The organism is Streptomyces sp. CA-251387 (genome assembly GCF_050936625.1).
Lineage (GTDB): Bacteria > Actinomycetota > Actinomycetes > Streptomycetales > Streptomycetaceae > Streptomyces.
Window position 1 is genome coordinate 6,835,788 of the sequence record NZ_JBNJMJ010000001.1, and the last position, 22,422, is coordinate 6,858,209.

Annotated in this window: 15 protein-coding genes; 11 read left to right on the top strand and 4 right to left on the bottom strand. The window is 70.3% G+C overall.

What is annotated here, in order from left to right; all coding sequences use genetic code 11:
* Positions 1-84 precede the first annotated feature (84 nt).
* Entirely contained in the window at positions 85-639 is a 555-nt protein-coding gene (locus ACQEV2_RS30760; protein WP_433048563.1) for an NADAR family protein, read from the bottom strand.
* 199 nt (positions 640-838) lie between these two features.
* Between ACQEV2_RS30760 and ACQEV2_RS30765 the strand changes: the two genes are divergently transcribed.
* From ACQEV2_RS30765 to ACQEV2_RS30800, 8 genes are all read left to right on the top strand, one after another.
* Complete coding sequence (locus ACQEV2_RS30765) at positions 839-2,374, top strand: gamma-aminobutyraldehyde dehydrogenase (protein ID WP_433048566.1); 1,536 nt, start codon at positions 839-841, stop codon at positions 2,372-2,374.
* Positions 2,375-2,459: 85 nt separating this feature from the next.
* On the top strand, positions 2,460-3,707 hold the full coding sequence (locus ACQEV2_RS30770) for an ABC transporter substrate-binding protein (RefSeq protein WP_433048569.1): 1,248 nt from the start codon (positions 2,460-2,462) through the stop codon (positions 3,705-3,707).
* Between the two features lie 5 nt (positions 3,708-3,712).
* Positions 3,713-4,858 carry an ABC transporter ATP-binding protein gene (locus ACQEV2_RS30775; protein ID WP_433048572.1) on the top strand — a complete coding sequence of 382 codons (1,146 nt, stop codon included), beginning with the start codon at positions 3,713-3,715 and terminating at the stop codon, positions 4,856-4,858.
* Complete coding sequence (locus tag ACQEV2_RS30780; protein ID WP_433048575.1) at positions 4,858-5,787, top strand: ABC transporter permease; 930 nt, start codon at positions 4,858-4,860, stop codon at positions 5,785-5,787. The genes ACQEV2_RS30775 and ACQEV2_RS30780 overlap by 1 nt, the downstream gene beginning before the upstream one ends.
* The gene (locus tag ACQEV2_RS30785) at positions 5,788-6,588 is read left to right on the top strand and encodes an ABC transporter permease (RefSeq protein WP_433048578.1); all 801 of its coding nucleotides are present in this window, start codon (positions 5,788-5,790) and stop codon (positions 6,586-6,588) included.
* 47 nt (positions 6,589-6,635) lie between these two features.
* Entirely contained in the window at positions 6,636-8,054 is a 1,419-nt protein-coding gene (locus tag ACQEV2_RS30790; protein WP_433048581.1) for an NAD(P)/FAD-dependent oxidoreductase, read from the top strand.
* A gap of 127 nt (positions 8,055-8,181) precedes the next feature.
* On the top strand, positions 8,182-8,628 hold the full coding sequence (locus tag ACQEV2_RS30795) for a hypothetical protein (RefSeq protein WP_433048584.1): 447 nt from the start codon (positions 8,182-8,184) through the stop codon (positions 8,626-8,628).
* Between the two features lie 142 nt (positions 8,629-8,770).
* Positions 8,771-10,564: a chitinase gene (locus ACQEV2_RS30800; RefSeq protein WP_433048587.1), complete on the top strand. Its 1,794-nt coding sequence runs from the start codon at positions 8,771-8,773 to the stop codon at positions 10,562-10,564.
* Here ACQEV2_RS30800 and ACQEV2_RS30805 read toward each other — a convergent pair.
* Positions 10,503-11,336 carry a phosphatase PAP2 family protein gene (locus ACQEV2_RS30805; protein WP_433054895.1) on the bottom strand — a complete coding sequence of 278 codons (834 nt, stop codon included), beginning with the start codon at positions 11,334-11,336 and terminating at the stop codon, positions 10,503-10,505. The two genes, ACQEV2_RS30800 and ACQEV2_RS30805, sit on opposite strands and share 62 nt — an antisense overlap.
* A 234-nt stretch (positions 11,337-11,570) precedes the next feature.
* The gene (gene gabT, locus ACQEV2_RS30810) at positions 11,571-12,905 is read right to left on the bottom strand and encodes a 4-aminobutyrate--2-oxoglutarate transaminase (RefSeq protein WP_433048590.1); all 1,335 of its coding nucleotides are present in this window, start codon (positions 12,903-12,905) and stop codon (positions 11,571-11,573) included.
* Between the two features lie 530 nt (positions 12,906-13,435).
* On the opposite strand from gabT, the gene ACQEV2_RS30815 reads away from it, so the two are divergent.
* From ACQEV2_RS30815 to ACQEV2_RS30825, 3 genes are all read left to right on the top strand, one after another.
* Positions 13,436-15,823: an ATP/GTP-binding protein gene (locus tag ACQEV2_RS30815; protein ID WP_433048593.1), complete on the top strand. Its 2,388-nt coding sequence runs from the start codon at positions 13,436-13,438 to the stop codon at positions 15,821-15,823.
* A 96-nt stretch (positions 15,824-15,919) separates the two neighbouring features.
* A complete protein-coding gene (locus tag ACQEV2_RS30820) occupies positions 15,920-17,602 on the top strand; it encodes a PucR family transcriptional regulator (RefSeq protein ID WP_433048596.1) in 1,683 nt (560 codons plus the stop codon).
* 173 nt (positions 17,603-17,775) lie between these two features.
* Positions 17,776-19,221 carry an aldehyde dehydrogenase family protein gene (locus tag ACQEV2_RS30825; protein ID WP_433048599.1) on the top strand — a complete coding sequence of 482 codons (1,446 nt, stop codon included), beginning with the start codon at positions 17,776-17,778 and terminating at the stop codon, positions 19,219-19,221.
* A 96-nt stretch (positions 19,222-19,317) separates the two neighbouring features.
* Here ACQEV2_RS30825 and ACQEV2_RS30830 read toward each other — a convergent pair whose 3' ends face one another.
* Positions 19,318-22,155 carry a glycoside hydrolase family 3 C-terminal domain-containing protein gene (locus ACQEV2_RS30830; RefSeq protein ID WP_433048602.1) on the bottom strand — a complete coding sequence of 946 codons (2,838 nt, stop codon included), beginning with the start codon at positions 22,153-22,155 and terminating at the stop codon, positions 19,318-19,320.
* Between the last annotated feature and the right edge of the window lie 267 nt (positions 22,156-22,422).

Below are 22,422 nucleotides of genomic sequence, written 5' to 3' on the forward strand. Positions count from 1 at the left end.
GGGGCGGCAGCCCCCAGGAACGGGGTCGAAGGGGCAGCGCCCCTGGAGGATGGGACGGGTCGGGGCGGCGGGGGCGAAAACCGCCTACCCCCGCAACCGCTCCCGCGCCTCCATCAACGCGAACCCCAGAAGATTCGGCCCCCGCCACCGCTCCGGATCCCCCGCCCCCTCATCCCGCGCCGCCAGCCCGATCCCCCACACCCGGTCCACCGGACTGGCCTCCACCAGCACCCGATCCCCCGTGCCCAGCAGAAACCCCCGCAGATCCGCATGCGCGGCGAACTTGTGCACCGACCCCTCGACCACGATCCGGAACCTCTCCCGCTCCCATATCGCGTCGTCGAACCCCCGCACCAGCCGCCCGGCCTTCTTCGCCACCGACGGATGCCCGGCGTCCAGCACCCGCCGCTCCGCCTCCGCGTCACCGAACAGCCGTGCCTTCTCGGCCATCATCCAGTGCTCGGCCGTCGCGTACTCCACCCCGTCCACGGTGAACGGCGACTCCCACCACTGGCTCAGACAGCTCGCGCCCACCCGGCCGTCGGGCAGCGGCCGGTGCCCCCAGAAGTGCAGATACCTGACCCTCGCCCCCGCACGGACCTCCCGGATCAGGACGTCCAAAGAATCGATCTTCGCCATGTGGCCGAGTCTGGCACGCACCACAGACAATCCGTCCCCGGTTTTCAATGCCAACTCGACACCTGGTCGACAGATTCCGTCGCGTAACCAAAAGGCAACAACGGAATCACTTGTTGGAGCCCTCCGCCTCTGTCAGGATCGGCACTCAAATCGAGCCTGAGCCACGCCGGCCCCCTCACGGGGACACGGAGGGAGCGACATGCACAACCCGGGCACCGCCACCCCGGAACGATTCCCGGCCCAGGACCGCTTCGCGGAGGGCGCGCAGTACATCGCGGGCCGCCCGGCGAAGGGGACCTCGGGACGTACGCACGCCGTCGTCGACCCCGCCACCGGCCAGGAGGTGTACACGTACGACCTGGCCGGCACCGACGACGTCGACGCCGCGGTCGCCGCCGCCCGCGAGGCCTTCCCCGGCTGGGCCGCCGCCACCCCGGGCGAGCGCTCCGACGCGCTGCACCGCTTCGCCGCCGTCCTCGCCGAGCGCGCCGAGGAATTCGCCCGCGCGGAGTCCCTGCAGTGCGGCAAGCCGCTGAAGCTGACCCGTGAGTTCGACGTGCCGGGGACCATCGACAACACCGCGTTCTTCGCGGGGGCCGCCCGGCATCTGCAGGGGCAGTCCGCGGGGGAGTACTCCGGCGACCACACCTCCTACGTCCGCCGTGAACCCATCGGTGTCGTCGGCTCCATCGCCCCCTGGAACTACCCCCTCCAGATGGCCGCCTGGAAGATCCTCCCGGCGATCGCCGCGGGCAACACCATCGTGCTCAAGCCCGCCGAGCTCACGCCCCTGACCTCGCTGCTCTTCGCGCAGGCCGCCACCGACGCCGGGATCCCGGACGGGGTCGTCAACATCGTCACCGGGACCGGAAGGGAAGCCGGTGAGCGCCTCGTCGGTCACCCCGGTGTCGCCATGACCTCCTTCACCGGCTCCACCGTGGTCGGCAAGCGCGTCGCCGAGATCGCCACCGGCACCGTCAAGCGGATCCACCTGGAGCTGGGCGGCAAGGCACCCTTCGTCGTGTTCGACGACGCCGACCTCGAAGCCGCCGTCCACGGCGCCGTCGCGGGCGCGCTCATCAACACCGGGCAGGACTGCACTGCCGCCACGCGCGCGTACGTGCAACGCCCGCTCTATGAGGCCTTCGTGGAGCAGACCGCCGCCCTCATGGACACCGTCCGACTCGGTGATCCGTTCGCGCCGGGCACCGACCTCGGGCCGCTCATCTCGCATGTCCAGCGCGACCGCGTCGCCGGCTTCGTCGACCGTGCGCGTGCCTACGCGCGCGTGGTGACCGGTGGCGAGGCGCCGCAGGGGGACCTCAAGGACGGCGCGTACTACCGTCCCACCCTCGTCGCCGACGCGCCCCAGGACAGTGAGATCGTCCAGTCCGAGATCTTCGGGCCGGTTCTGGTCGTCCTGCCGTTCGACAGCGACGACGAGGGGATCCGGCTCGCCAACGACACCCCGTACGGGCTCGCTGCCTCCGCCTGGAGCCGTGACGTCTACCGGGCGAACCGCGCCACCCGCGAGATCAAGGCGGGGTGTGTGTGGGTCAACGACCACATCCCGATCATCAGCGAGATGCCGCACGGCGGCTACAAGGCGTCCGGCTTCGGCAAGGACATGTCAGCCTACTCCTTCGAGGAGTACACCCAGATCAAGCACGTCATGTTCGACAACACCGCGGTCGCCGCCAAGGACTGGCACCGCACCGTCTTCGGGGACCGATAGCCAGATCAGGCGGGAGCAGCCGGCCGCCCGACCCACGACCGGCCTCCCCAACCTTTCCGATCTCTCCCGAAAGGGCACCACGCGCATGGAGCAGTACGAGCCCGACCGCCTGTCCCCGGCCCAGGTGGCCGCCATGCGGCGCAGCCTGCGCAACGGCAGGGCCGCCATGACCCGCCGTTCGCTGCTGCGCGCCTCCACGGGCGGCGCGCTCGCGCTGGGCGGACTGGGCACGCTCAGCGCCTGCGGGATCCCCGCGGCCGGCAAGACCGAGGGCGGCACGTCCGCCGAGGACCACTCGGCCGAGGAGAAGGTCGTCAACTTCTCCAACTGGACCGAGTACATGGACGTCGACGACAGCGGCAAGCACCATCCGACGCTGGAGCAGTTCACGAAACGCACCGGCATCAAGGTCAAGTACACCGAGGACATCAACGACAACAACGAGTTCTTCGGCAAGATCAAGCCGCAGCTGGCCGCCGGGCAGGACACCGGGCGCGACATCGTCGTCCTCACCGACTGGCTGGCCGGCCGTCTCATCCGTCTGGGGTGGGTCCAGAAACTGGACGCGTCCAACCTGCCGCACGCCTTCGCGAACGTGTCGCAGCAGTTCCGCAGCCCGGACTGGGACCCGGGACGCGCGTACTCGTATCCCTGGCAGGGCATCTCGACGGTCATCGCCTACAACAAGAAGGCGCTCGACGGCGTCGAGGTGAAGACGGTCTCCGACCTGCTCGACAACCCAAAGCTCAAGGGCCGCGTCGGCTTCCTCACCGAGATGCGCGACACGATCGGGATGACCCTGCTCGACATGGGCAAGGACCCCGCCAAGTTCACCGACGACGACTACGACGCGGCGGTCGCCCGCCTCCAGAAGGCCGTCGACAAGAAGCAGATCCGCCGGTTCACCGGCAACGACTACACCTCCGACCTCACCAGCGGAGACTTCGCGGCCTGCCTCGCCTGGGCCGGTGACGTCGTCCAGCTCAAGGCCGACAGCCCGGACATCGACTTCCTCATCCCGGACAGCGGCTACATGACGTCCAGTGACAACCTGCTGATCCCCAACAAGGCCCGTCACAAGACGAACGCCGAGCGGCTCATCGACTACTACTTCGAGCCGAAGGCCGCCGCCGAGCTCGCCGCCTACATCAACTACGTCTGTCCCGTCGACGGCGTGAAGGAAGAGCTCGCGAAGATCGACGAGGACGTGGCGAACAACCCGCTGATCCTCCCCGACAAGGCCATGCAGGCCCAGTCCCATGCCTTCCGCTCCCTGAGCGCGAAGGAAGAGACGGCCTACGAAGAGAAGTTCGCGAAGCTCACAGGGGCGTGACACCAATGACGAACGACACCAGCGGCGACGTCCGCCTCTCCGGCATCACCAAGACCTACGGTTCCTTCACCGCCGTCCACCCGCTCGACCTGACCGTGCCGCAGGGCTCCTTCTTCGCCCTGCTCGGCGCCTCCGGCTGCGGCAAGACCACCACCCTGCGCATGATCGCCGGCCTGGAGGAGCCCACCGGGGGCACCGTCCACCTCGGCGAGCAGGACGTGACGGCCCTCCCGCCGTACAAGCGGCCGGTGAACACCGTCTTCCAGTCGTACGCCCTCTTCCCGCACCTCGACATATTCGAGAACGTCGCCTTCGGCCTGCGCAGGCGTGGCATCAAGTCGGTGAAGAAGCAGGTCGAGGAGATGCTCGACCTCGTGCAGCTCGGCGAGCAGGCCCGCAAGAAGCCGCACCAGCTGTCGGGCGGCCAGCAGCAGCGCGTCGCCGTGGCCCGTGCGCTGATCAACCACCCCAAGGTGCTCCTCCTCGACGAGCCCCTCGGCGCCCTCGACCTCAAGCTGCGCCGCCAGATGCAGCTGGAGCTCAAGCGCATCCAGACCGAGGTCGGCATCACCTTCATCCACGTCACGCACGACCAGGAGGAGGCCATGACGATGGCCGACAGGGTCGCCGTGATGAACGCGGGCCGCGTCGAGCAGCTCGGCTCGCCGGCCGACCTGTACGAGAACCCGCGCACGACCTTCGTCGCCAACTTCCTCGGCACCTCCAACTTCATCGAGGCCGAGGTCGACTCCAAGAGCGGCGACGACATCGTGCTGAAGGCGGGCGGCGGCAAGCTCGTCCTCCCCGAGGCGCGGTGCAGCGCATCCACGTCGACCGGGGGCAAGGTGCTGGTCGGCGTACGCCCCGAGAAGATCTCCCTCACCCACGCCGACGAGGCCGGCGAGATCCCCGAGGGCCGCAACCGCATCACCGGGAAGATCGCCGACTCCTCGTTCATCGGCGTCTCCACGCAGTACCTGGTCGACAGCCCGGTCTGCCCCGAGTTCGAGGTCTACGCCCAGAACATCGACCGCGACCCCCGGCTCGTGCCCGGCGCGGACGTCGTCCTGCACTGGAACCCGGCGCACACCTTCGGCCTCGACGCGACGCAGGACATCGACGCGGGCACCGAGGAAGAGGCGGCGGTCTGATGGCGACGCTCACCGAGGCGCCACCGCCTCTCTCCCCGACGGCCCCCGAGAAGAAGCCCCCGCGCAAGCGTGGCCGACTGGTGCCGTACTGGCTCCTCCTCCCCGGCATCCTGTGGCTGGTCGTCTTCTTCGCGCTGCCGATGATCTACCAGGCATCCACGTCCGTGCAGACGGGCTCCCTGGAGGAGGGCTACAAGGTCACCTGGCACTTCGCCACCTACTGGGACGCCCTGTCCGAGTACTACCCGCAGTTCCTGCGCTCGGTGCTCTACGCCGGCTCGGCGACCATCCTGTGCCTGGTCCTCGGCTACCCGCTCGCCTACCTCATCGCCTTCCGCGCGGGCCGCTGGCGGAACCTGATCCTGATCCTGGTGATCGCGCCGTTCTTCACCAGCTTCCTGATCCGCACCCTCGCCTGGAAGACGATCCTCGCGGACGGCGGCCCGGTCGTCGGCGCCCTCAACACGCTGCACGTCCTGGACGTCACCAGCTGGCTCGGCATGACCTCCGGCGACCGCGTGCTGGCCACGCCGCTCGCGGTGGTGTGCGGTCTGACGTACAACTTCCTGCCGTTCATGATCCTGCCGCTCTACACCTCGCTGGAGCGCATCGACCCACGCCTCCACGAGGCGGCGCACGACCTGTACGCCAAGCCCACCACCACCTTCCGCAAGGTCACCTTCCCGCTGTCGATGCCGGGCGTCGTCTCCGGCACCCTGCTGACCTTCATCCCGGCCGCCGGTGACTACGTGAACGCGGACCTGCTCGGCTCCACCGACACCCGCATGGTCGGCAATGTCATCCAGACGCAGTTCCTGCGGATCCTGGACTATCCGACGGCCGCGGCCCTGTCCTTCATCCTGATGGCCGCCATCCTCGTCATGGTGACCTTCTACATCCGCAGGTCGGGAACGGAGGATCTGGTTTAAATGACCTTCGTCAACTGGCTCAAGCGCCATCTCGTCGTCATCGCGGGACTGCTGACGCTCGCTTACCTGCTTCTGCCGAACATCGTCGTGACGGTGTTCTCCTTCAACAAACCGAAGGGGCGCTTCAACTACGAATGGCAGGAGTTCTCCACGGCCGCCTGGAAGGACCCGTGCGGCGTCTCCGACCTGTGCGGCTCGCTGTCGGTCAGCCTCCAGATCGCCTTCTGGGCGACGCTCGGCGCCACGCTGCTGGGCACGATGATCGCCTTCGCGCTGGTCCGCTACCGCTTCCGAGCACGCGGCGCCGTGAACTCGCTGATCTTCCTGCCGATGGCGATGCCCGAGGTCGTCATGGCGGCCTCGCTGCTCACCCTGTTCCTCAACATGGGCGCCCAGCTCGGCTTCTGGACGATCCTCATCGCCCACATCATGTTCTGCCTCAGCTTCGTCGTGACGGCCGTGAAGGCCCGTGTCATGTCGATGGACCCGAGGCTGGAGCAGGCGGCTCAGGATCTGTACGCCGGCCCGTTCCAGACGTTCATCCGCGTCACTCTGCCGATTGCCGCTCCCGGTATCGCGGCGGGCGCGCTGCTCGCTTTCGCCCTTTCCTTCGACGATTTCATCATCACCAATTTCAACGCGGGCTCCACCGTCACCTTCCCGATGTTCGTCTGGGGCTCGGCCCAGCGCGGAACGCCCGTTCAGATCAATGTCATCGGTACGGCCATGTTCGTCGTCGCCGTACTGTTCGTCCTGACCTCCATGGTCATCGGAAACCGCAGAAACAAGCAGAAGGCATAAGCCACAAGGCACAAGCCCAGGGAAAACCCCTGTAGGGAGTTGAAATCATGGCCCCAAGCGCCATGAACAGTTGGACAAAGGCACTCTCTGAAGCCCAGCCGGTCCCGTACTGGCTGGACGACCCCGGAAAGCCCCACCCCGAACCCGCCCTCACCACCGCCGAGACCTGCGACCTGCTGGTCGTCGGCGGGGGCTACAGCGGACTGTGGACCGCGCTCCTCGCCAAGGAGCGCGACCCACAGCGGGACGTGGTCCTGCTCGAAGGCCGCGAGGTGGGCTGGGCCGCCTCCGGCCGCAACGGCGGTTTTTGCGCCGCATCCCTCACCCACGGCCTGCCCAACGGGCTCGCCCGCTGGCCGGACGAGATCCACAAGCTCCAGGAGCTGGGCGCCCGCAACCTCGACGAGATCGAGAAGGCGGTCGCCCGCTACTCCCTCGACTGCGACTTCGAGCGCACCGGCGAGATCGACGTCGCCACCGAGACGTACCAGGCCTGGGAACTCCGGGACTGGTACGAGGAGATCGAACGCCAGGGCCTGGCCGACGGCGTGGAGTTCCTCGACGCCGACGCCGTGAGGGAACAAGTCGACTCACCGACATTCCAGGCGGGCCTCTACGACCGCCGGGGCGTGGCCATGGTCAACCCCGCCAAGCTGGCCTGGGGCCTGAAGCGGGCCTGCCTGGACCTCGGCGTCCGCGTCTACGAGCACACCCCCGCCCTCACCCTGAAGCCGTACGGCGCCGGCATGGCCGTACGCACCCCCTACGGCCAGGTCCGCGCCCGCAAGGTCGCCCTCGGCACGAACATCTTCCCGAACCTGGTCAAGCGCGTCCGCGCCTACACGGTCCCGGTCTACGACTACGCCCTGATGACCGAGCCGCTAACCGCCGACCAGCTGGCGTCCATCGGCTGGAGGAACCGGCAGGGCCTCGGGGACTCGGCCAACCAGTTCCACTACTTCCGCCTCTCCGCCGACAACCGCATCCTCTGGGGCGGCTACGACGCCATCTACCCGTACGGCGGCCGGGTCCGCGCCGAGTACGACGACCGCCCGGAGACGTACGCCAAGCTCGCCGGGCACTTCTTCACCTGCTTCCCGCAGCTGGAGGGCACTCGCTTCACCCACGCCTGGGGCGGCGCCATCGACACCTGCTCCCGCTTCTCGGCGTTCTTCGGGACGGCCCATCAGGGCAAGGTGGCGTACGCGGCGGGCTTCACCGGCCTCGGCGTCGGCGCGACCCGGTTCGGCGCGGACGTGATGCTGGACCTGCTGGCGGGGGAGCGCACGGAACGCACGCAGCTCGAAATGGTCCGCAAGAAGCCGCTGCCCTTCCCGCCGGAGCCCTTCGCCTGGACCGGCATCGCGCTCACCAAGTGGTCGCTGGCCCGCGCCGACGCGCACGGCGGCCGCCGCAACCTGTGGCTGAAGGCGATGGACAGACTGGGTCTCGGCTTCGACAGCTGACGGCCGTCGGTCGAATGTGACCCAGGTCACATCCAGTTGGTGGCGAAAACCCGCGTAATGCCTGGCAGGGGCCTCCCTCTCCCTTGTGACGCGATCAGCGTCCCCGAAGGAAAGGGAGGTCACCGTCATGACAGGGGCGAAGACGGCGGTCGAGTGGCTGGCATCCGTTGCTCCGGATCCCGAAGCCTGCCGCTGGGAGTGGGAGCGCAACCCCCTCGGGGTCGCGCTGCTGCCCGCCGGCAAGGCCTGGGACGTACTCATCCTGCCGGGCGAGCTCGGCTACCCGACCCTCGACGTCCTCACCCGCATCCTCGATCAACTCGGCCCGGTCCTGGTCGACTTCGGCGACTCACGCATGGGCTTCTTCGTGCCGCCCGGCACGGCCGCCCGCTGGCTCGGCACCGGCATCCGTACGGCCGGAGCCGGCACCTGGATCGTCGTCCCGTACCCGGGCCGCTCCACCGGCGGCATCCGCTGGCTGGTCCCCCCGGACGGCACGGGCACCCTCACCGACCCGGCACTCCTGGAACTGGCCATGCACGAGGCTGCCGCCGGCTTGGCCGACGACGGCTGAGGGGGGTGCCGCGAGGGGTTGTCGGTCGGCTGCGGCGGTGTCGTGGCTGGTCGCTCCCCACCGGAAGCCTTGACAATCCGATTGGTCTGGACCAAGTTGGGCGCGCTCCGCCCCTCCAATTCCCCCATGCCCGGAGGCACTTGTGGATCGCTCCAGACCCCTCGCCTTCCTCGCCGCCGCAGCACTGACCCTGCCCGGCATCACCGCACTCTCGTCGGCCGCCCGTGCGGCCGACGCGGACCTTGCCCGCAACGGCGGTTTCGAGGCCGGCCTCGACGGCTGGACCTGCACGGCCGGAATGACCGTCAACTCACCTGTCCGGAGCGGCAGTTCCGCGCTGCAGGCGACCCCTGCCGGCACCGACAACGCCCGGTGCGCGCAGACGGTGACCGTGAAACCGGACTCCCAGTACACGCTGTCCGGATACGTCCGTGGCTCGTACGTCTACCTCGGCGCGAGCGGCACCGGCACCACCGACGTCTCCACCTGGACCCAGTCGGCGACCACCTGGCAGCAGCTCACGACCACCTTCCGCACCGGCCCTTCCACCACCCGCGTCACCCTCTACACCCACGGCTGGTACGGCACCGGCGCCTACCACGCCGACGACATCTCCCTGGTCGGACCGGGCGTCGACGCCGGTCAGCCGCCCGCAGCGCCGACCGGCCTGAAGACCGGCACGGTCACGTCCTCCAGCGTCGCCCTGTCCTGGTCGCCGGTCCCGGGCGCGACGAGCTACGCCGTCTACCGCGACGGCGCCAAAGGCCAGACCGTGAGTGGCACTTCGGCGACGATCGGCGGTCTCTCGCCGTCCACCGCGTACAGCTTCCAGGTCACCGCGGTGAACGAGGCGGGCGAGTCCGCGAGGTCGGCCACGGTGACGGCCACGACCACCGCCGGGACGGGCGGCGGGGGCACGGACCTCCCGGCCCACGCCCTGGTCGGCTACCTCCACGCGAGCTTCGCCAACGGCTCCGGCTACACGCGCCTCGCGGACGTCCCCGACAGCTGGGACGTCATCGACCTCGCCTTCGGCGAACCGACATCGGTCACCTCGGGCGACATCCGCTTCGACCGCTGCCCCGCCACCGAGTGCCCGAACATCGAGAGCGACGCCGACTTCAAGGCGGCGATCAAGGCCAAGCAGGCGGCCGGCAAGAAGGTGCTGATCTCCATCGGCGGGCAGAACGGCCAGGTACAGCTGACGACCGCGGCGGCCCGGGACACCTTCGTGACGTCGGTCTCGAAGATCATCGACGAGTACGGCCTCGACGGCCTCGACATCGACTTCGAGGGCCACTCGCTCTCCCTGAACGCCGACGACACCGACTTCAAGAACCCCAAGACCCCGGTGATCGTCAACCTCATCTCGGCCCTGAAGACCCTGAAGGCCAGGTACGGCCACGACTTCGTCCTCACCATGGCGCCGGAGACCTTCTTCGTCCAGCTCGGCTACCAGTACTACGGCACCGGCAAGTGGGGTGGCCAGGACCCGAGGGCGGGGGCGTACCTCCCGGTCATCCACGCGATGCGCGACGACCTGACGCTGCTGCACGTCCAGGACTACAACTCGGGACCGATCATGGGCCTCGACAACCAGTACCACTCCATGGGCGGCGCCGACTTCCACATCGCCATGACCGACATGCTGCTCACCGGCTTCCCGGTCGCGGGCGACCCGAACAACGTCTTCCCGCCCCTGCGTCCCGACCAGGTGGCGATCGGCATGCCCGCCTCGACCAACGCGGGCAACGGCCACGTCCCCCCGGCCGAGGTCACCAAGACCCTCGACTGCCTGACGAAGAGGACGAACTGCGGGTCGTACGCCACCCACGGCACCTGGCCCGCGCTGCGCGGCCTGATGACCTGGTCGATCAACTGGGACCGGTACGGCGGCTGGGAGTTCCAGCGGACGTTCGACGGCTACTTCGGCTGAGGAAGAGCCGCAGCGAGACCAGGAGCACCGTGCACAGGCACCAACTGGCCACGACGTCCAGTGGCCAGTGGTAGCCGCGGCGGACCAGGCCGAAGGAGACGCCGAGGACGAGGACGCCGTAGGTGAGGACGAGCGCCAGACGGGCTCGGGCGGTGCGGAGCCAGGGGAGGAGGACCAGGGCCGCGGAGCCGTAGGCGATGGCGGCCGTGGCGGTGTGGCCGGAGGGGAAGTAGCCGGTCGCCGGAGGCACGGCGGGGGTGCCCGGGCGGTCGGTGAGTTCCTTGAGGGGCACGATCAAGGCCGGGACCAGCGCCATCAGGACGGCAGCCGCGGTGGCCGGCAGCCACCAGCGGTCTGTACCAGTGCGGCGGGACCGCCACGCTGTGTGGATGAGGACCACGGCGAGGACCGGGACCGCGACCTGGACATTGCCCAGGTCGGACAGGAGCTCGGAGAAGCGGTCCGGCTGGATCAGCGCCCGGCTGACCCGCTCGTCCACACGCACGAGCGGCCCTTCCGCGACGACCTGCCAGGTGATCAGGGCGAAGAGACGGGCCGGGAGACCGAGAAGGAGGAAGAGGGAGGTCGGCCGCCCCGGAACAGGGGGGGTGGTTCCGGGGCGGCCGTCCGGACCGGATGGTCGCGCGCCCCGGGGGGTTTGGGGCGGGCGACTGTCCGATCGGTGAGGAGATCCGGAGCCGGAGGCCCCGGTTGTGTGCGCGAGGGCACGACCAGGTCGAAGCTGGGGAGGCCTCGGCCCGATGTCACCCAGAGTCCCCTCTGGGCGGGGTGTATCTCTCATCTGGTTAGAACCTACGGCAGGGCGACGGCGTAAGACAGACGGAATCGCGTCCTGACATCCACCTCGCACACCTTCTTCACACGCTCTGCCGACAGCCGCCCCAGCCCCGGAATCACGGAGGGTGCCAGGGCTGGGGCGGATGGGGTGCGTGGGACCGGGATCCGGTCGTTCACCAGTGGTTTTGCTGTGACCTCGAATGCGGGATCAGATGCGGGCGAAGGCCTGCTCGATGATGTCGAGGCCCTCGTTCAGCAGGTCCTCGCCGATGACCAGCGGGGGCAGGAAGCGCAGCACGTTGCCGTAGGTGCCACAGGTCAGGACCAGCAGGCCCTCGGCGTGGCAGGCCTTGGCGAGCGCGGCGGTCGCCTCCGGGTTCGGCTCCTTGGTGGCGCGGTCCTTGACCAGCTCGATCGCGATCATCGCGCCACGGCCGCGGACGTCGCCGATGATGTCGAACTTCTCGGCCATCGCGGTGAGGCGGGCCTTCATGATCGCCTCGATGTTCTTCGCCTTGGCGTTGAGGTCGAGCTCCTTCATCGTCTCGATCGAGCCGAGCGCACCCGCACAGGCGACGGGGTTACCGCCGTAGGTGCCACCGAGGCCACCGGCATGGGCGGCGTCCATGATCTCCGCGCGGCCGGTCACGGCGGCGAGCGGCAGACCACCGGCGATGCCCTTCGCGGTCGTGATCAGGTCGGGCACGATTCCCTCGTCCTCGCACGCGAACCACTGACCCGTACGGCAGAACCCGGACTGGATCTCGTCGGCGACGAAGACGATGCCGTTGTCGGAGGCGAACTTGCTGATGGCCGGCAGGAAGCCCTTGGCCGGCTCGATGAAGCCGCCCTCGCCGAGGACCGGCTCGATGATGATCGCGGCGACGTTGTCCGGGCCGACCTGCTTGGTGATCTGGTCGATGGCCTGCGCGGCGGCCTCCGGGCCCGCGTTCTCCGGGCCGGTCGGCCAGCGGTAGCCGTACGCCACCGGCACGCGGTAGACCTCGGGCGCGAACGGGCCGAAGCCGTGCTTGTACGGCATGTTCTTCGCGGTCAGCGCCATCGTGAGGTTGGTGCGGCCGTGGTAGCCGTGGTCGAAGACGACGACGGCCTGACGCTTGGTGTACGCGCGGGCGATCTTGACGGCGTTCTCGACCGCCTCGGCGCCCGAGTTGAACAGCGCGGACTTCTTGGCGTGGTCACCCGGGGTGAGCTCGGCGAGGGCCTCGGCGACCTCCACGTAGCCCTCGTACGGGGTGACCATGAAACAGGTGTGGGTGAAGTCGGCGAGCTGGGCGGAGGCCCGGCGCACGACCGCCTCGGCGGACGCGCCGACGGACGTCACGGCGATGCCGGAGCCGAAGTCGATGAGCCGGTTCCCGTCGACGTCCTCGATGATGCCGCCGCCCGCACGCGCGGTGAACACGGGCAGTACGGAGCCCACGCCCTGGGCGACCGCGGCGGTACGGCGGGCCTGCAGCTCCTGCGACTTCGGGCCGGGGATGGCGGTGACGACGCGGCGCTCCTGCGGAAGTGCGCTCATGAGGGGCTCCTGGGGGTTTTGCGGACGCTTGTCTTGTCTTTTCTCGCAGGCTAGGGCGGGGAGTGGGGGGTGGGCATGCTCCATGTGGGCGTTGTCAGGAGCGCCGGTTGTCCGTGTTGGACATAGCGACCGGACGGGCTCGGCGCCGCCGGGGACGGAGACCACGCAGGGCCCCTGGGGGTCGCCCGCCATCCACAGGCGGGTCGCCCGCTCGTCGACGTACATCCACCATCCGGCGCACGCACCGACGATGAGCAGGCTCCGTCCCGTCTGCCGGCACCACGCTCGCCGGGTCGCCGCAGCGTCCCAGGCGGCACTCGTCGGTCCGGTCGAGTCCTTGCCGCGGAAGGGCAGTTGGTCGGTCGCCAGGGAATCTCCGTCTCCTGTTCCGCGCGTCCAGGCCAGGCCATGACGATATCCGGAGCATCTCGGTCCGTTCCGTCGGCCGTGTAAGCGGTGAACTCCCCATGCAAGGGCGTTAGATTGGCTCGCTGATGGTGGACGGAGCGGCTGGTCAGGGGGCAAGGGCGATGGACAGCGACGGGACGCAGGACGCGCGGGGCACGCACGCGACGCCTGTGCCACGTCCGGCGGTGCCGCCGGAGGCCCCCGCGGCGCCACCGCGGCCGACGCACGCTCCGGGCACGTCTGTGGCTGACTGGCTGAACGAAGCCCGGCCCGAGACCGGTCCCGGCATCTGGCGCTTCGGATACCGGACGCCGAAGGCCGCGCTGAACACGGAGCGGGTCAATCCCATGACCGTCGTCGGCATGCTCATTCCGCTTGCCGTGGCGCTTGTGGTGTGGTCCTTCTGGCAGCGCGGGGGGATCCCCTACCAGTTCACGGTCCTGCGGCTTTTCACCCCGGAAGACTGGTGGTGGGGTGGCACCCTCGCCTCTCCCAGGCATTTGGAGGGCCAGACACTGCAGTACCCGGGCGTCGAGGCCCTGGACGTGTACAACGGCCTCTTCTTCGCCGTGCTCGTCTACACGGTGGGCCGACTGGGGAGCTGGCTCGCTGTCGTCCGTCATCTCGTGGGCCGCAAACCTCAGCCGGCCCGTGCCCTTCTGGCCGCCCTGGGTGCCCTCGTCGCCCTCAGCCTCGTCTACCCGGACACCTTCCCCGGCGTCGGCTGGGACCCCCTGCCCGTCGTGAGCCCGTTGTTCTCCCTCATCGTGCTGATCAGCGGTGGGTACGAGGTCTACACCTCGCTGTGGGACACCGTGCTCCACGTCCTCATCACCGCCCTCGTCCTGTGGCCCTTCGCCCGGCTCGGTGGCTGGTGGTCCCTGGCCCGGGCCTGGCTCGCGGCCCGGGGCCGTGCCGCGCAGGGCCCGTCGCCAGTCGCCGCAGAGCCCCGTGCCCGCTGGCCCGAGCTGCGCGACGCCGGCCAGCACCAGGCCGCTGACGTACTCACCGCCGAGGTGCTCGCCGGGCGGATGAACGACGTGGACTGCGCCCGCATCGAGTACGGGTGGGTCCGTGCCCGCAGCCAGGGCCGAGTGGCTGCCTTCACGGACACGGTCCTGCGTGAGGGTGCCGCCGCGTTCACGCATCCCTCCGGCGCCCGGGACCTGTCCGGCCGTACCGCCCGGCACGACATCCTCAGCGGGCAGGTGCGCATCGGACAGTGGGCCTCTTCCGAGCGCACCCCGCCGGCCTACGGCGGCGTGGGCGCGGCTCTCGGGCCGGAGACGCTGGGCACCTCCCTGCTGGTCGTCGGACCGTCGGGCGCCGGCAAGACCCGGCAGGTGATCGCCCCGGTGGCCGAGTCCCTCGCGCTCCAGGCGCTCACCGGCACCTGCGCGGTCGTCGTGGTGTGCCGCGCGGGCACGCCGGTTGGGGCGGACTCGTCGTACGACGTCGTGGTGCGCATCGGCGACCCCGCTTCGGAGTATGACTTCGACCCGTACGCGGACACCGAAGACCCCGACGAGGCAGCCGCATTCCTCGCCGAGGCGCTGGCCGGGGACCTCGACACCGTCGGCGCCGAGCGCGCGAGCACCGCGCTGGCTCAGCTTCTTGGCCCCTACCGGGCCGGGTACGGCCACTTCCCTGCCCTGCCCGTACTGCGGAATCTGCTGGAAGGGGACCAGTCGGCACTCTCCGATCTGCGTGCGCGGCTGGCCGACGACCAGCACATGGTGATGCGCCGCGAACTCGAGGCCCGTATCCGGCAGGTCGGCGCCGCCGGTGATCCCGGCCCGGTGCTCGCCGACCGGCTCGCCCTGCTGGACCGGCCCGCCTTCGCCGACTTCTTCGGCTCGGGCAGCGGCGCGAACCGCCCGTTCTCGCTACGCGCTGTCACCCACCACCCCTTGCGTGTCCGTATCGACCTGCCCGAGCGCGGTCACGAGGAGGTCTCCCGCCTGATCTCCAGGCTCGTGCTGGCCCAGTTCACCGAGGTCGTACGGGGCGGATCGAGCGACCACTTCGTCAGTCTCGTCCTCGACGACGCCACGGGCACCGTCACTCCCGAGTCGGTTCGGCGGATTCAGCGGCTGCGCTCGCAGAACGCCGGCGTCGTGCTTGCGCTGCGCACGGTCTCCGACGTGCCTGAGGCCCTCCACGGGCCGTTGTACGGGGCTGTCGGCTGCCGGATGGCCCTGTCCGGGGTGACGACCTGGGACGGCAGCCGCTTTGCCGACGCCTGGGGCACGGAGTGGGTGGAGGCCAAGGATGTCGCCCAGCACACCGTGTTCGCCGATCAGCCGATGACCCGAGCGATGCATGCCCTGCGCAAGCTGGTGACGGGCAAGGCGGTGACCACGGAAGCCGTCACCGTCCGTCAGGTCGAGCGGGAGCGGTGGTCGGCGTCCGAGCTGGCGCACGCGGTGCCGCCGGGCCATGCGGTGCTGTCGCTCACCAGCGTGCAGGGCGAGCACGCGCCGCCGCTGCTGGTGGATCTGCGCGGATGAGGTGACGGGTCGACCGTACGGTGAGGCAGAATCGTCACAGGTCGTTCATACACGGCGGCCAAAAGATCACGACGATCACATCCCACTGAAGGCCTCATGCCCCCCACCCTCGCCTCGCTCGTCCACCACTCCGCGCTCAAGCTGACCGTGCGGGCGGGCGAGGACCGTCTGGACGTCCCCGTCCGCTGGGCGCACGTGAGCGAGCTCGCCGATCCGGTGCCCTACATGGAGGGCGGGGAGCTGCTGCTGATCACCGCGCTGAAGCTGGACGCGGAGGATCCGCACACCATGCGGCGCTATGTGAAGCGGCTGGTCGGGGCGGGCGTGGTCGGTCTCGGCTTCGCGGTCGGCGTCAACTACGAGGAGATCCCCAAGGCCCTCGTCGACGCGGCCCGGGAGGAGGGCCTGCCGCTGCTGGAGGTGCCCCGTCGCACGCCCTTCCTCGCCATCAGCAAGGCCGTGTCGGCGGCGATCGCGGCGGACCAGTACCGGGCGGTGACGGCGGGGTTCGCGGCACAGCGGGAGCTGACGAAGCAGGCGCTGACCGACGGGCCGGAAGGACTGCTGGCCGCGCTGGCGTCGCAGGTGGACGGCTGGGCGGCGCTGTACGACGCCTCCGGTGCCGTGGTCGCGACGGCGCCCGAGTGGGCGGGGCGGCGGGCGGCGCGGCTCACGGCGGACGTGGAACGGCTGCGGGAGCGGCCCGCGCCGGCGTCGTCCGTGGTCGGCGGGCCGGAGCACGAGGACCGGGTCGAGCTGCACACCCTGGGCACGGGGCGCCGGCCGCGGGCCGCGCTGGCGGTCGGGACGGCGGCCGCGCTGGGCACGGCGGAGCGGTACGCCGTCCACTCGGCGATCGCGCTGCTGACGCTGACGACCGAGCGGTCGCGGTCGCTGCACGCGGCTGAGCAGCGGGTGGGGGCGGCGGTGCTGCGCATGCTGCTCGCCGGGGAGCCGGATCACGCGCGGGCCGTGGCGGGGGATCTCTACGGCGACCTGCTGGACGCGCCCTTCCGGGTGATCGTCGCCGAGGCGGCGTCGGTGTCGGCGGCGCGGGTCGTGGACTCCGGGGCGCGGGTGCCGCTCCCCAAAACGTCAGCCGCCGTATTGGTCGACGCGTCCGGCGCGCAGGGCGATCCGCTGGGCGCACTCACCGAGGTCGTGGAGTCCGCGGCGGCCCGGGCCGGGGAGGCGGTGCTCGTGGTGCCGGAGGGGGAAGGGGACGCGGCGCGGGTCGTGGTGCTCGCGGCGGACGGGGGTGCGGCGGTGGCGGCCTGCGCGGAGTACGCGGCGGCGTTGGAGGCGGCGCGGGCGGGGGTCGTACCGGAGCAGCCGGGGGCCGCCGCCGACGAGGACGAGGTGGTCGTGGGGCTGTCGGCGCCGGCCGGCCCCATCGCCGCCGCGGCCGCGTACAAGCAGGCCGAGCAGGCGCTGTCGGTGGCCCGGCGGCGGGGGCGGGTGTGTGTGGAGCACGAGCAGCTGGCCGCGGGGTCCGTGCTGCCGCTGCTCGCGGACGATGCGGTGAAGGCGTTCGCGGACGGGTTGCTGCGGGCGCTGCACGAGCATGACGCGACGGGGCGGGGGGATCTGGTGGCCTCGCTGCGGGCGTGGTTGTCGCGGCATGGGCAGTGGGATGCGGCGGCTGCGGACCTGGGGGTGCATCGGCACACGCTGCGGTATCGGATGCGGCGGGTGGAGGAGATTCTGGGGCGGTCACTGGATGACGCGGATGTGCGGATGGAGCTTTGGCTGGCGCTGAAGGCGACGTCGGCCGAGTAGCCGCCCGGCGTTCGAGGAGCCGGCACCACCACCTCGCCGAACCGGCGCACCATCGCCCCCCACCACTCCACCCCGGACAAACACCCCTTCGCCTCCACCCCCTACCGTGGACCCCGAACCCAAGAACACCCCCAACGCGGAAGGGCCGGGAAATCGACATGCCAAAGGAAAATGTGGCTGCCACCCACGCCTTCTGGCTCGCCGGCCGCCAGGTCACCGGCGAGGACAGCTTCGATGTCACCTCCCCGTGGGACGGGCGGGTCGTCGGCAAGGTGAGCGTGCCGACGGACGCGCAGATCGAGGAGGCCGTCGCCGCCGCATACGCCGTACGGGACGAGTTCGCCGCCACCCCGGCCCACGTGCGCGCCGCCGCCCTCGACCACGTCAGCAGGCGGCTGGTCGAGCGGACCGAGGAGATCGCCCGGCTGATCTCCGCCGAGAACGGCAAGCCCATCAAGTGGGCCCGCGGCGAGGTCGGCCGTGCCGTGTCCGTGTTCCGGTTCGCGGCCGAGGAGGCCCGGCGGTTCAACGGGGGCGAGGCCCAGCGGCTCGACACCGACCTCGGCGGTCAGGGGCGCCTCGCCATCACCCGGCGCTTCCCCAAGGGCGTCGTACTCGGCATCGCGCCGTTCAACTTCCCGCTGAACCTGTGCGCCCACAAGATCGCCCCGGCCATCGCCGCCGGCGCGCCGATCATCCTGAAGCCCGCCCCGGCCACCCCGCTGTCCGGGCTGATCATCGGTGATCTGCTCGCCGAGACCGAGCTGCCGGCCGGCGCCTGGAGCATCCTCCCGGTCCCCAACGACCGTATGCCCGCGCTCGTCCAGGACCCGCGGCTGCCCGTGATCTCCTTCACCGGCTCCGAGAAGGTCGGCTACGCGATCATGGACTCCGCGCCGCGCAAGCACTGCACCCTGGAGCTGGGCGGCAACGGAGCCGCGGTCGTGCTCGGCGACTACGCCTCCGACGAGGACCTCGACTGGGCCGCGACCCGCATCGCCACCTTCTCCAACTACCAGGGCGGCCAGTCCTGCATCTCCGTGCAGCGGGTGATCGCGGACGCGTCCGTGTACGACCGCCTCCTGCCGCGCATCGTCGCCGCCGTCGAGGCCCAGGTCACCGGCGACCCGAGCGACGACAAGACGGACGTCGGACCGCTCGTCAGCGAGGACGCCGCCAAGCGCGTCGAGACGTGGGTGGACGAGGCCGTCGCCGCCGGGGCCAAGCTCCTCACGGGCGGTGAGCGCGACGGCGCCTCCTACGCGCCGACCGTCCTCACCGACGTACCGGCCGACACCACGATCGCGTGCGAGGAGGTCTTCGGACCCGTCCTCACCGTGCAGAAGGTCGACGGGGAGGCCGCCGCCTTCGCCGCCGTCAACGACTCCAAGTACGGCCTGCAAGCGGGTGTGTTCACCCACGACCTGCAGACCGCGTTCCGCGCCCACCGGGCCCTCGAGGTCGGCGGCGTCGTCATCGGCGACGTGCCCTCCTACCGCGCCGACCAGATGCCGTACGGCGGCGCCAAGCAGTCGGGCGTGGGCCGTGAGGGCGTGAAGTTCGCGATGGACGACTACACCTACGAGCGGGTGATGGTCCTCACCGGCCTCGCCCTCTAGTAAATGGGAACCATTTTCAGCTAGGCTTTCCGAAGGGGCCCGGCACCGATGCCTTCCGGTGCCGGGCCCCTTCATGTGCCGGCCTCGTCCGGACCCTCAACCGGAGAAGCCGACGTGCGCGAGCCGCAGCGGGCCGCGCAGCCTGAGGTGGACGTCGCGGACGCCCTCGGCGATGATTCCGGCCCGCACGGTCGTGTAGTCGTACGGGCCCGCATCCGGCGCCGGCGACGTCACTACGGCGAGCACCGGGCCCCCGTCCATTGAGATGTCGACCGCCCCTTCGCCGGACAGCGTCGCCGTCACCTCCGCCACGCCGTCCCCGAAGTCGCAGTCGCGGTAGACCAGTTGGCACGACCTGCCCTGCGCCGCCGTCACCGCGTCGCCCGACGTCTTCGTACGGTCGACGATCGCCGCGCCGCTCTGCTCGTCGAAGTCGGCCGCGTCCAGTCCGCGCCGCAGCACGGGACGCGGTGCCGCCGCCTCGCCGTCCAGGATCACGGTCGTCCGCAGGCGGATGTCCTCACTGGACGCGCCCGCCAGCAGCTCGTACGGCCCCGGCTCCCGGCGCCAGCCGCCGCGGGCCACGTCCCAGAAGGCGAAGGAGGACAGGGGGACTTCGAAGGTCAGCTCGCTCTCCTCGCCGGGTTCCAGACGCACCCGGCTGTGTGCCACCAGCTCACGGCGCGGGCGTGGCACCGCCGGGTCCACGGCGCGGGTGTAGAGCTGGGCGACCTCGTCGGCCGTCACGTCGCCGGTGTTGGTGACGGTGAAGGACACGTGCAGCGCGTCGTCCGTCACCCGGGTCGTGAGGCCTTCGTAGGCGAAGGTCGCGTAGGACAGGCCGTGGCCGAACGGGAAGAGAGGCGTGCCCTCGAAGTAGAGGTACGTCTGGCGGCTGCCGATGACGTCGTAGTCGAGGAGGTCGGGCAGGTCGGTGTCGGCGGCGTACCAGGTCTGCGGGAGGCGGCCGGCGGGGGAGACGTCGCCGGCCAGGATCCGGGCCAGGGCGGTGCCGGCCGCCTGGCCGCCGTGGGCCGTCCACAGCAGCGCCGGAACATCCCCGTGATCGAGCGCGTACGGGTACGCCGACACCAGCGCCAGCACCGTGTCCGGGTTGGCCGCGCGGGCCGCGCGCAGGAGGCGCTCCTGGTGGGCGGGGAGGGTCAGGGTCGTGCGGTCCTCGGTCTCGCGGCCGTTGATGTGCGGGTCGTTGCCCGCGACCACCAGGACCACGTCCGCCTGCGAGGCGACTCTGGTCACCGCGTCCTCGCCGCGTTCGACGATGATCAGCTCGAAGATTTCCGGGTGCGCTTCGGCAACTCTGACGCCGTCGGCGGCGACTGAGACGTGGTGGCCCGTGCCGATGTGCCTCAGGAGGTGTCCGTTCTCGTGCGGTTCCAGGCGGAAGGTCTCCTGGACGATCCAGCCTCCGGGCTGGTCGGCGGAGGCGCGGAGGTAGCCGTCCTCGGCGACGGAGAGGTAGCGGCCCTCGGGGGCGCGCAGGGTCAGCACGCCCTCGCCCCAGTCGACGAGGGCGAGTTCGGTGCCGGTCGGGTCGGTGGTCAGCGGCGGCAGGTCGGTGCGGCCGGCGAGCAGCGCCGGGTCGAGGGCGCCTTCGGCACCGCGGACCTCGTCGGCGGCGTCCGCCCGGGGGACGTGGAGGAAGGTTCCGGCCGAGGTCTTCAGCCGGATGCGGTCCACGCCCTCGGCGAACTGCACGCGCTCGGCGCCGAACCGCTCGTACAGGCCCTCCAGCGGGGTGGAGCGGTGGATGAGGGTGCCGCTGTACCAGTCGAGCTTGCACTCGTCCGCGAGCAGGCCGACCACCGCGATCCGGGCGCCGGGCGCGAGCGGCAGCAGACCGCCGCTGTTCTTGAGCAGCACGATCGCCTGCTCGGCCGCTTCCTGGGCGAGGGCCCGGTGGGTCGGGGTGTCGAAGTCGGTGGTGAGCGCGTGCGGGTCGTACTCGGGGTCGAACTCGCCGAGGCGGAAGCGGACGGAGAGCTGGCGGCGGACGGCCGTGTCGATGTCCGCCTCGGTCAGCAGGCCCTGCTCCAGGGCGCCGCGCACCCGGGCGGTGATCTTGGAGCCGTCGGTGCCGTGGTCGGTGAAGCTGTCGACGCCGGCGAGGATCGCGGCGGCCGTGGCCTCCTCGTGGGTGTCGAAGTAGTGCTCGGAATCGACCAGGTTGGAGGGCGCGCCCGCGTCCGAGCAGACCAGCAGGTCCTCGTCGGTCCAGGTGCGCAGGTGCTCGCGCAGATACGGCGAGACGTGGTTGGGGCGGCCGTTGACCAGGTTGTACGCCGGCATCACCCCGGCCGTGGCGCCCGCCTCGACCGTCTCGCGGAAGGCGCGCAGGTCGTACTCGTGCAGGACGCGCGGGCGCACCGAGGAGGAGGTGACGTCGCGGCCCGTCTCGTTGTTGTGCGCCAGCCAGTGCTTCAGGACGGGCGCGGTGCGCCAGTACGTCGGATGGTCGCCGCGCAGGCCGCGCGTGTAGGCGGTGGCGATGGCCGAGGTGAGCTTCGGATCCTCCGAGTAGCCCTCCTCGTTGCGGCCCCACAGGGGATGGCGCAGCAGGTTGACGGTGGGGGACCAGACGTTCAGGCCCACGCGGTCGTCGCGGGCGCGCATCGCCCGGACCTCCTTGGACACCGCCTCGCCCACCCGTCGTACGAGATCGGTGTTCCAGGTCGCGCCCAGGCCCACCGCCTGCGGAAAGACGGTGGCCGGACCCATCCAGGCCACGCCGTGCAGCGCCTCCTGGCCGGTGCGGAACTCCGCGATGCCGAGCCGCTCGACGGCGGGGACGAACTGGTGCAGGAAGCCGATCTTCTCGTCGAGTGTGAGCCGCGACAGAAGGTCGTCGATGCGCTTCGCGAACGGCAGGTGCTGATCGCGGAAAGGCGGCGTGGGCGGCGTGTGTGCGGTCACGTGGGGATCCCTTTGCAATGGATCGGTTCGATGCTTTCGAAGCGCTTCGATGCTCATTCGACGCAAGGGCGGGTGTCAAGGGATCGGCACCATGACTTCAAGCAGTGCATAAGAAAAGGTCCCTTTCCGAGCCTCACAGGAATCTTGGGAACGACCCTTGTGCACCCACAGGCCTTCACTTAACCTCGCAGCAACATCGAAGCGCTTCGACTACGGCAGTCTCGCCGCACGGTTCGAAGGAGCGCTTCAGCTCAGCCAGTTCCACTT